This is a genomic window from Bartonella sp. MR100HLJHH, from assembly GCF_042194215.1.
Taxonomy (GTDB): Bacteria; Pseudomonadota; Alphaproteobacteria; order Rhizobiales; family Rhizobiaceae; genus Bartonella; species Bartonella grahamii.
Window position 1 is genome coordinate 1 of record NZ_JBHIMR010000019.1, and the last position, 9015, is coordinate 9015.

The following is a 9015-nucleotide window of genomic DNA, read 5'->3' on the forward strand; positions in this document are numbered from 1 at the left end:
CAAGCCCTTGCTCTATCTGGCGCAGATTGGTCGGCTTCCCAATAAGGTTTGGAAAAGCCGTGGTGATTTCTCCTTGAGATTTCCTTCCAACTTTATGCCCATCAAGGGTAATATCTTCCATCACACCTTCAACTACAACAATCTTGAGATGACCGTGCAGGCAGAGTAAAATAGGCTTAAAATTTGCCAACAGTTAGAGGAATTAGTGTCTAAAAAATTCTGCTAATGAGGTTTATTTTGCTTTTCCTTGACTTTTAAGCCACGCTAGCATGTCTGAATCCACACGCACAGTTAGCAACAGTTTTCGTTGGTTTATAGAATGGATTGAGAACGGCGTTTTTCCAGAACGCATCATTGAGTGACGAAATATCTCTATGATCAATTGTACTGTCCGGCATTACAGCCAGTTTATCAACTTCAACTCTCTGTTTATCTGTCAAAGGTGATAAGTTACCTACCTCAATTTCATAACGAACTTTCTTCTTTATAACGTTTCCTTTCTTTCAAGTTGGCTCGCCGTGCTGAAATAATACGGATTCCCTCTATGCCATCTTTATCGTCATAGACAGTATGCGCTACGAAGAAGAATAAAAAACCATCCATGAGCCCTAAAGCTTGCTAACCATACTCTCCGTTTTCAATACGATCTTGTTTAGCTATGGAGAATGGGTCCGAAAAAACACATGCAGCTTTCTAAGATTATTTTTTGTTTTAGCTTCATCCCATGCAAATCTTATTTTTATACCTTATATTAACATATTTATAAGGGTATTATGTACATCAAGAGTTTTAAATGAACACTGAATTATCAATGTTTTTGTACAATTAATATAATTTAATACTTTAAAAATTAGTGATTAATTAACTGAAAATATAAAAAATAATAAATAATCCTAAGGCGTTATGCATATAATATGCAAATCGAATAAAACTTACAAGCATGTTGAATAAAATGATATTAATTGACTATTTAGGGGTCTGCTCCTGAAAGCAAAAAATAAATTTTGGTGCCGAAATATTCAACTTTCGTATGGCTACCTTTGAGAGCTATACAGATAAAAATACCAATAAAAAGTAAATAAAACAGAATGGTATTCCGTGGTGCTTTTTAATCCACATACATTTGGCAAAAATTGTTCTTCAGTACAGAACTACCCCTTTTTAAGAATGAATGAGAGGAGCGATTTTTTTAATGGTCAACGCTACAAAGGATGCAATCAGCACTTTCAAGAAACCACCAGCCAAAAAACCTAATGAACTTATTAAAACCGTCAGCAAAGGAACCTGAGTCATATAAGCTACCCATGGTATTCCAAAAGAATAAACTATCCCAATGCCACCCACAGTATTTATCACAAATAATGTTATAAAATTTAACCGCTTCCAAAACAATTCTACCATTAAACCAATAAAAAATGCAGCAAATGGAAAACTAATCAGATAACCACTCGTAACTCCTGAAAAAACACTAATTCCACCACGACCACCAGGCAATAGAGGTAACCCAATCGCAATAAGAACAAGGAAAAGAAGTGATGCTAAAGCTCCCCTTTTCGCTCCAAGTATAGAGCCTGCTAACATCGGAGCCATAGACTGAGCTGTAATAGGGACACCCAGCGAAAAAGGAAGATAAATAGGAGGAAAAAGACTCAAAACAGCGTAAATAGCGGCAAATAAAGCAATATAAACTAAATCTTTTGTATTCACTGAATTATTCCTTCACTATGAAAAAACTTTTGTTATTGTTGTATAATTAATAAAAAGTATCAGATTTATAAAAGTACACTTTAAATGCCTTAGATATAGAGAAAAATACTATAATAATTTATTTTAATAATATCACTTATATAAATCACATTGAGATTCTACAATGTTTAATTACATCATAGCTTACTATGGTTAAATTCAGTAAACTTATTGTGATACATGAATATCATATAATAACAGCATAACAAAATAATACATTTATTTTAGCTTGTTCTTATTATGCTTTGAATGAATGAGAGGAACAGATCTTTTAATCGCGAGTGCAACAAAGGATGCAATCAACACTTTTAAACAATCGCCTATCAAAAAACCTGATGAAGCCATTAAAACCTTCAGTAAAGAGACTTTGGTCATATACGCTGTCCATGGTATTCCAAAAGAATAAACTATCCCAATGCCACCAACAGTATTTATCACAAATAATGTTATAAAATTTAATCGCTTCCAAAACAATTCTACCATTAAACCAATAAAAAATGCAGCAAATGGAAAACCTATTAAGTAACCACTTGCAATCCCTGAAAAGACACTGATCCCACCGCGACCACCAGGCAACAGAGGTAATCCAATCGCAACAAGAACAAGAAAAAGGAGTGACGCTAAAGCACCCCTTTTTGCCCCAAGGATAGACCCTGCTAGCATCGGCCCCATCGATTGAGCTGTAATAGGTACCCCTAGAAGAAAAGGAAGATAAATAGAAGGGAAAAGTCCCAAAATAGCATAAATAGCGGCAAATAAAGCAATATAAACTAAATCTTTTGTATTCATTTGATTCTTCTTTCACTATAAAAAGCTTTGATTCTTATGAGATGCTGTATCAATGGTATCAGCATCATAAGAACGCGCTTCCAATGCTTCAGCCACTTCTGAAGCCATTCTTATGGTTCGTATAATTAAAGGTATCGCAAGAGCAACAATGTTAGTATTAAGTCCCCGTGCTTGCTGTGCTTCATGTACCTCATTAAACTTTTCACTCAAAAGAGGAATAAACCTGATCGCCATAGAGATAACCATACTCACTTTTGATGGATTTATACCAAAACAGCAAAAAGGCTGAAGCCCGACTTCAATTGCATCCACCATATCTGAAACTTTTGTTGTGAATGAAATAAGTGATGATAAAGAAAAGAGGATAACAAGACGTAATATGACCTCAACCCCCGTAAGCCAACCGCTAAAAATAGTTTGAAATACAAATAAAAGAACTAAAAGCAATCCCATCGATTTAAATTGCTTTATCGCAGTTTTGAAAGGGACCTTGGCGGCTCTATAGAATAAGATGACCAACAACAAAAATAACCCAAGAAGCGCTATGGAAGAAACCATTATTATAAAAGTTCCACACGCCGCAAGAAATAATAACTTAACTCCAGGACTTAACCTATGAATAAACGTATCCCTTGGAATATATAAACCGATCATGACATTCTTCTTATATACTCCTTGATAGCAACAAAAGGTACATCATCAATTGCTATCTCCCCCTTATCAAAAACTAACACTCTATCAAACTTTTTCAAAAACTCCAAATCATGCGATACAACTATTGCCGTTTGTGGTAATTCTTCTATCACTTGCGTAACGCGATGCTTATTTCGCAAATCAAGTAATGTCGTCGGCTCATCAAAAATAATGTAGTCTGGTTTCATTGCAACTACACCGGAAATAGCAACGAGTTGTTTTTGCCCACCACTTAATAAATGGACAGCGTAATTTCTGAAATCTTGAAGTTCATAGCGCTGTAAAATTTCATCTACACGCTCCTTAATTTCATCTTTACTAAGCTTTAAATTTTTGAGACCAAATGATAAGTCCTCTTCAACTAATGGTAAAACAATCTGATTATCGGGATTCTGAAATACAAATCCAACTTTACGCTTTACTGCTTTTGCATCGCGCTTGGTATCAAGCCCATCAACGCTTACAAAACCGTGAGATGGTAATTGGAGTCCATTAATAAGACGAACAAATGTACTTTTTCCAGAACCATTCGCACCTATAACAGCAATTCGTTTTTCGGTAAGCTGTACAGTAATATTTTTTAAAACACACAAATCACCAAAAACTTGTGTTACCTCATCAAATTTTATAGTCCCCAAGATTTATTCCAATCAATCCCTTTTATTAGCTCTTCTTTCTCTATCGTTTCAGTTTATAACCTAAAAGTAATAATAAGCACCATAGAGGAATAATAATGACTGCCAAACTCATATCAGGCATCTGTACAGGAATATATGTTTCAAGAAAAGGCACGCTTATTCCTATCATATCAAAAAGTCGAGTCATCAATCCATTTTGCCCAAAACCACTGATAAACATAATGCAAAATAATAAAGCAAGAAAGCAGAGACAAAGATAGTTAGCGTAAGGATATAAACCAAACGCATAAGTAAAGTTGCCTTTTCTGTTCTTATGTGCATTGCGAAATTTTAAATGAACAATAACAATAATAGCCCAAGTAATCACTGCTGCTGCAGTTGCAAGTGCCATGATCCGCATGAAACTATTATCAGGAACAAGAGCATTAACAACGACAATCAACACCGTACAGAATGATGAAAAAAGGATAGCAATATAAGGAACACGAGCAGCACTCAGTTTACTAAAAATATGTGGTGCATTTTTTTGTACAGCTAAACTATAAAGCATACGTCCATTAGAATAAATGCCACTATTGTAAACAGAAATAGCAGCCATAATCACCACAAAATTCAAAATATGACCAGCAGCAGGAATTCCTATAGTCTCGAAAATTGTAACAAAAGGACTACCATTTTTTCCAATCATATTCCAAGGGCTGATTATCATAATAACGCTGATAGAACCAATATAAAAAATTATAATCCTCCACATAACTTGACGGATAGCCGCCGGAATTGTTTTTTGTGGATCAGATGCCTCTCCAGCAGCAATACCAATAAGCTCTGTTCCTCCAAAAGAAAACATTACTACAGAAGTCGCTAAAACAACCCCTACTGCTCCATAAGGGAAAAAACCGCCATGGTCCCAAAGATAATGAATATTCGCTTGATTTTCCCCTAGTCCAGTGACAATGAGAAAAATTCCCAAAATAATCATACCAATAACAGCAGCCACTTTGATCAAAGCGCAAGCAAATTCAAATTCTCCATAAAAACGAACATTAAACAAGTTAATGAATGTAACAAATAAAAGAACAACGAAAGATGCCTTCCAGTGATCAATCAAAATCCAATGATCAAGGTAAAACCCTATCACTGTAAGTTCAGCCATGCTCACAAGAATATAAAGAAACCAATAATTCCAACCTGTTATGAAACCAGCTAATCTCCCCCAATATTTATAAGCAAAAAAACTAAATGCTCCTGAAGACGGTTCTTCTACTGACATTTCACCAAGCATTCGCATAATGAAGTACATAATAAGTCCGCCAACAAGATAAGACAAAATGACTGAGGGACCAGCTAATTGAATTGCCTCGGTTGACCCATAAAAAAGTCCCGTCCCAATAACACCACCCAAAGCAATCATTTGAATATGGCGATTTTGAAGGCTACGCTTCAATTCATTGTGCTTTTTTTCAAACATCATGCCTCATTACTTTTGTTGAGCCTAACCTCAACTTTTATCGAAAAATTAGGCACCTTTTTCAAAAAACACAAAACAAACGTAAACTTATTTTCTTATCATAATGCAACTCCTTATTTTTTTGTGCATTATACATATGCCCCGTTGAAGTTTTAAGAAAAAATATGCTCCACTATTTATTTAAATTAATGTCCTTCATTTTCGTTACACTAACCATTATAGCATTGGTCATTGATAACGCACACTCTGTAATCACATCACATTGGACAACAACCCCCTTTAATAAAATTTTAATAAACCTTCTGCAAACAGATGTCTATCACCTTAATCAATCTCTATGCAAGGTAATGCCTGATTTTCTGTCCTCAATTTGCATTACTCTCACTTATTTACCAGCATGGTTTATCTTTGGTGCTTTAGCAATAGTATTTTGTATCTTAAATCACGAAAAACAAAAACCTTTTCACAAAATATCATATACATATAACGAAGAATATATTTAATCTTGAAAAGACTTCTAGAGCTCTTTGTACTATACACAACCGATATCGCTTAGAGCACCTCACCCTATTAAAACAACTGAAAATAACTTGATCATCAGAATGGATTAAAACGCTCTATTATAAATATACGCGCTCACTTATGATTTCTATAGATAACGATAACATCGCTTCATTTGTATCAATTTAAAAAAAATAGCGAATAAATCTAACTCCCATCTATAGAAAACTCTGTACAGAAAAAAACTTAACATATTGAAGTTCATATGTTTTTATGGATGCTTTTTTATACTCTACAAAAACTTTTCTTAATTTTAGTACTAGAAATCACATATAAAAAACGTCTTCTAATATCAGCACTCCTTATAAAATTGGAACTTCTTGAAATTAATGAAGAAGCTTATAAAAATTATTCTACAAATCTAACAAAATGCGTTAAATAAAAACTAATCTGTAAATAATTGCAATTGTAATAAAGAACATTTCGCACCTTCCTCCCATTGTAATATCCACCCTATTACATCTAAAAAAATCCAAGAGAATATCAACAGAAGAATTTTTAAGCACCTTCTCCCTATTGAGAAAATGGTAAAATAACAGCTTCAGTAACACTCTGTTCTTTTAAATCTGAAAATCGTCTCGCTAAGACATCAACTTTTTTAGATATCTCATCCAAACTTTTCCATTGATTAGTTACCACTCGAGAAAGTTCCTCAATGAATTTTTCTTGGTAAGCTAGCTTTATTTCTAGTTCTATCAGCCGATCTTCATCCGACATGATTCTTACTCCATCTTAAATAAAAAAACGTAATTAATTTTATTAATCCTCCCCCTTTTTCTTCCCATAAAAATGAGAAGTAACTTTTCAACTAATTCTACTCATCTTATTTGCACATTATAAAGGGTTTATAATGATCTTTATTTTCCTAATCACTTATTCAACAAATTTCTTTCTTAAGAATCAGAAATGTTTTTATCTTTACTAAGTTATCTTGACACCATTTTCCATCCTAAGGATCTACATTCCCAGCTTCTTAATTTGAGTGCTATCGTAAATTGGAAAGCATTTATAGTATTAAGATCAAAGAATACTGTCCTCTGACTTTTACATACTTCTCCTGCAAATTATTATCATATTTTATAAATTATTGAAAAAATGCATTCTTGCTTTTATACGTACTTTTAGCTATTACCCTCAAATTAGTTTTGTCTCATTGATTTACAAACCTATGCCGCATTAGCTCAGTTGGTAGAGCACATCATTCGTAATGATGGGGTCGCTGGTTCGAATCCGGCATGCGGCACCACTTTTTGTATTTAGCATATTGAAATATATAGATTTTTTCTTTAAACAGCCATTTTCAGACCACCTTTTAGACCACCTTCTACAGTTTATATAATTTTACCTAATTTGTTCTTATTTCTTTGGAGTAAAGGCTAAGATCTCTTTCTTTCTCCACCTCACCGCTCTCCCTAGCTTATATGGCTCCGGAAACAACCCCTGAAGCACCCAATTGCGAATCGTTGTTGTGGATACACTAAAAAGCTGTACACATTCACGGGTTGTTACATATCTATCGCCATCATCAAATATCATCTCATTACCTTTCTCTTTTTTATGTTACTTAACCCCCTCCTCGTCCTATAGGACGAGGAGATGAAATCAATTGTTTAAAACTAAGCCGCTTTCGTGACAGGCTTCTGCAAACTCGGATCATAAGCTCGCAACAAAGAATCCATTCTATGGGGCAGCTCTGAATCTCCAAAATCCGTTAAAACTGCTAGAATCTTTGTAATATTTGGAATTTCATCTTGAAGTTTTAAAATCAAAGCTTTTTCTACTACGCTCATGATGTCAACCAAGTCACTACAGTCTTTGTCATCTACGTATTCACAATTGACAAACTGAGACAACGCTATCCACAAATCACATAAAAAGTCGATACTGGTATTCATTGCATACCCCCAAAGATTTGTTCTCTCAAACAAGCCAATCCTCTAGATGTAATTTTTGTTGAAGGCAGCACCTTTTCTGTACCATCCGGTCTTTGAATGGTAATAGCGGGACAATCCATAAATCCTTTCTTGATCTTGTCCTGATAAGGTAACAGAGGCGCCCCTGGAGCCCGTCGATACACCCAATCATGTTTACGCAAGTAATTGGTTAAGTCCTTTGGGCGCACCTCCAACATCTTCGCTGCTTCGATAAGACCGAATAAACCATCAGAGCGTTTTAAACCTTCCAAAGCTTCTGCTTTAGGCTTGAGTGTACTCACCTCATTTCTTAAGTCTTCTAATTGATTGATACTCTCTAAAAGGAGCTGTTTAATCGTAAGAGGATTTTCCAAAGCATTGGCAAGATTTATTTGTGGTGTTGCTACTTGTCTTTCCAATTCTTGCCAGCGGTCAATAATCTTTGCTCGTAAAGCAGTGCTGTAACCCGAAACAAGAATTAAACACTCACGTTTGGGAAGATTGTAGCAAGGAAGAGTACGACCTGTTGAATCTCTGTAGAATCCTGCAAATTCACTCAGCTCAATTTTGAGCTCAGTGAGTATTTGCCGAATATCCCGCATAACATTCCGATGTTCTTTACCACATAATTCTGCAATTTCACGACTCGACATAGTCTGAGTGGTAGCACTATTAGCAGTGCTTTCTTTAATTTCTATAAGAGTGTTCATAATGAACTCCTATCGATTAGAGGTTTTTCATTGACATCCAATAAAGGATGCCGGGTGCTGAAAAACACGGTCGATAGTCCGTCGTTACGCTTTCCCCATAAAGGGTATTGTATAGCGTAACCACACCCGACAAAGCCATTATATGCGTGTAACATACAATGAGTCAAAGCCTTTAATGTGCGGAGAAAAGATTGTTTCGGCAATCTATCCGCTATCGATTCAAGGTGTTTTTCAAGCACCTGATTCGACAATAGACATACTGATATTATATTGTCAATTAAAAAGTTTGAAAATTGACGCAAATAAATCATATCGATTTTATCAGTAAATTCGTATTTCTTTTTCATTATTGCATTCCTTAATTAATGCATGGTTTGTCTTTTAAGCTCTTGAGACAGCACACCAATTCCTTTTGCTGTAATTTTTGCGCAAGGAATGACCTTTTCTATTCCACTTGCGGTTTGAAGTGTGATGGTTGGACAATCCATAAGTTTCTT

11 protein-coding genes and 1 tRNA gene are annotated in these 9015 nt (G+C 35.0%); 1 reads left to right on the forward strand and 11 read right to left on the reverse strand.

What is annotated here, in order from left to right; translation table 11 throughout:
* From ACFIJ7_RS08355 to ACFIJ7_RS08390, 8 genes are all read right to left on the reverse strand, one after another.
* On the reverse strand, window positions 1-190 hold a 190-nt coding region (locus ACFIJ7_RS08355; protein WP_375645039.1), incomplete at its 3' end, for a POTRA domain-containing protein.
* Window positions 191-465: 275 nt separating this feature from the next.
* Window positions 466-603 carry a hypothetical protein gene (locus ACFIJ7_RS08360; protein WP_375645040.1) on the reverse strand — a complete coding sequence of 46 codons (138 nt, stop codon included), beginning with the start codon at window positions 601-603 and terminating at the stop codon, window positions 466-468.
* A 558-nt stretch (window positions 604-1161) separates the two neighbouring features.
* The gene (locus ACFIJ7_RS08365) at window positions 1162-1707 is read right to left on the reverse strand and encodes a biotin transporter BioY (RefSeq protein WP_012754691.1); all 546 of its coding nucleotides are present in this window, start codon (window positions 1705-1707) and stop codon (window positions 1162-1164) included.
* Between the two features lie 258 nt (window positions 1708-1965).
* Window positions 1966-2535, reverse strand: coding sequence for a biotin transporter BioY (locus tag ACFIJ7_RS08370; RefSeq protein WP_375645041.1), 570 nt, complete (start codon window positions 2533-2535; stop codon window positions 1966-1968).
* A 15-nt stretch (window positions 2536-2550) separates the two neighbouring features.
* Complete coding sequence (locus ACFIJ7_RS08375; protein ID WP_375645042.1) at window positions 2551-3189, reverse strand: energy-coupling factor transporter transmembrane component T family protein; 639 nt, start codon at window positions 3187-3189, stop codon at window positions 2551-2553.
* Entirely contained in the window at window positions 3186-3866 is a 681-nt protein-coding gene (locus tag ACFIJ7_RS08380) for an energy-coupling factor ABC transporter ATP-binding protein (protein ID WP_375645043.1), read from the reverse strand. Before ACFIJ7_RS08380 ends, ACFIJ7_RS08375 begins: the two co-directional genes overlap by 4 nt.
* Window positions 3867-3906: 40 nt before the next feature.
* Window positions 3907-5334 (reverse strand): amino acid permease, encoded by a 1428-nt coding sequence (locus ACFIJ7_RS08385; protein WP_273787839.1) that lies wholly within the window; start codon window positions 5332-5334, stop codon window positions 3907-3909.
* 1074 nt (window positions 5335-6408) lie between these two features.
* Window positions 6409-6612 carry a SlyX family protein gene (locus ACFIJ7_RS08390; RefSeq protein ID WP_012754685.1) on the reverse strand — a complete coding sequence of 68 codons (204 nt, stop codon included), beginning with the start codon at window positions 6610-6612 and terminating at the stop codon, window positions 6409-6411.
* Between the two features lie 453 nt (window positions 6613-7065).
* Between ACFIJ7_RS08390 and ACFIJ7_RS08395 the strand changes: the two genes are divergently transcribed.
* Window positions 7066-7141: transfer RNA gene (locus tag ACFIJ7_RS08395), tRNA-Thr, on the forward strand.
* A 110-nt stretch (window positions 7142-7251) separates the two neighbouring features.
* Here ACFIJ7_RS08395 and ACFIJ7_RS08400 read toward each other — a convergent pair.
* The 3 genes from ACFIJ7_RS08400 to ACFIJ7_RS08410 form a co-directional block, all read right to left on the reverse strand.
* Window positions 7252-7431, reverse strand: coding sequence for a helix-turn-helix transcriptional regulator (locus ACFIJ7_RS08400; RefSeq protein WP_375635942.1), 180 nt, complete (start codon window positions 7429-7431; stop codon window positions 7252-7254).
* An 80-nt stretch (window positions 7432-7511) separates the two neighbouring features.
* Complete coding sequence (locus tag ACFIJ7_RS08405; protein ID WP_375645044.1) at window positions 7512-7790, reverse strand: hypothetical protein; 279 nt, start codon at window positions 7788-7790, stop codon at window positions 7512-7514.
* Window positions 7787-8518, reverse strand: a complete 732-nt coding sequence (locus ACFIJ7_RS08410; protein ID WP_375645045.1) for a phage antirepressor KilAC domain-containing protein — start codon at window positions 8516-8518, stop codon at window positions 7787-7789. Before ACFIJ7_RS08410 ends, ACFIJ7_RS08405 begins: the two co-directional genes overlap by 4 nt.
* Between the last annotated feature and the right edge of the window lie 497 nt (window positions 8519-9015).

What these genes read in the sequence shown, in the direction of transcription:
- ACFIJ7_RS08405 (WP_375645044.1), bottom strand. Translation starts at nt 7,790, where the DNA reads ATGAATACCAGTATCGACTTTTTATGTGATTTGTGGATAGCGTTGTCT.
- ACFIJ7_RS08410 (WP_375645045.1), bottom strand. Translation starts at nt 8,518, where the DNA reads ATGAACACTCTTATAGAAATTAAAGAAAGCACTGCTAATAGTGCTACC.
- ACFIJ7_RS08375 (WP_375645042.1), bottom strand. Translation starts at nt 3,189, where the DNA reads ATGATCGGTTTATATATTCCAAGGGATACGTTTATTCATAGGTTAAGT.
- ACFIJ7_RS08385 (WP_273787839.1), bottom strand. Translation starts at nt 5,334, where the DNA reads ATGTTTGAAAAAAAGCACAATGAATTGAAGCGTAGCCTTCAAAATCGC.
- ACFIJ7_RS08400 (WP_375635942.1), bottom strand. Translation starts at nt 7,431, where the DNA reads ATGATATTTGATGATGGCGATAGATATGTAACAACCCGTGAATGTGTA.
- ACFIJ7_RS08390 (WP_012754685.1), bottom strand. Translation starts at nt 6,612, where the DNA reads ATGTCGGATGAAGATCGGCTGATAGAACTAGAAATAAAGCTAGCTTAC.
- ACFIJ7_RS08370 (WP_375645041.1), bottom strand. Translation starts at nt 2,535, where the DNA reads ATGAATACAAAAGATTTAGTTTATATTGCTTTATTTGCCGCTATTTAT.
- ACFIJ7_RS08360 (WP_375645040.1), bottom strand. Translation starts at nt 603, where the DNA reads ATGGATGGTTTTTTATTCTTCTTCGTAGCGCATACTGTCTATGACGAT.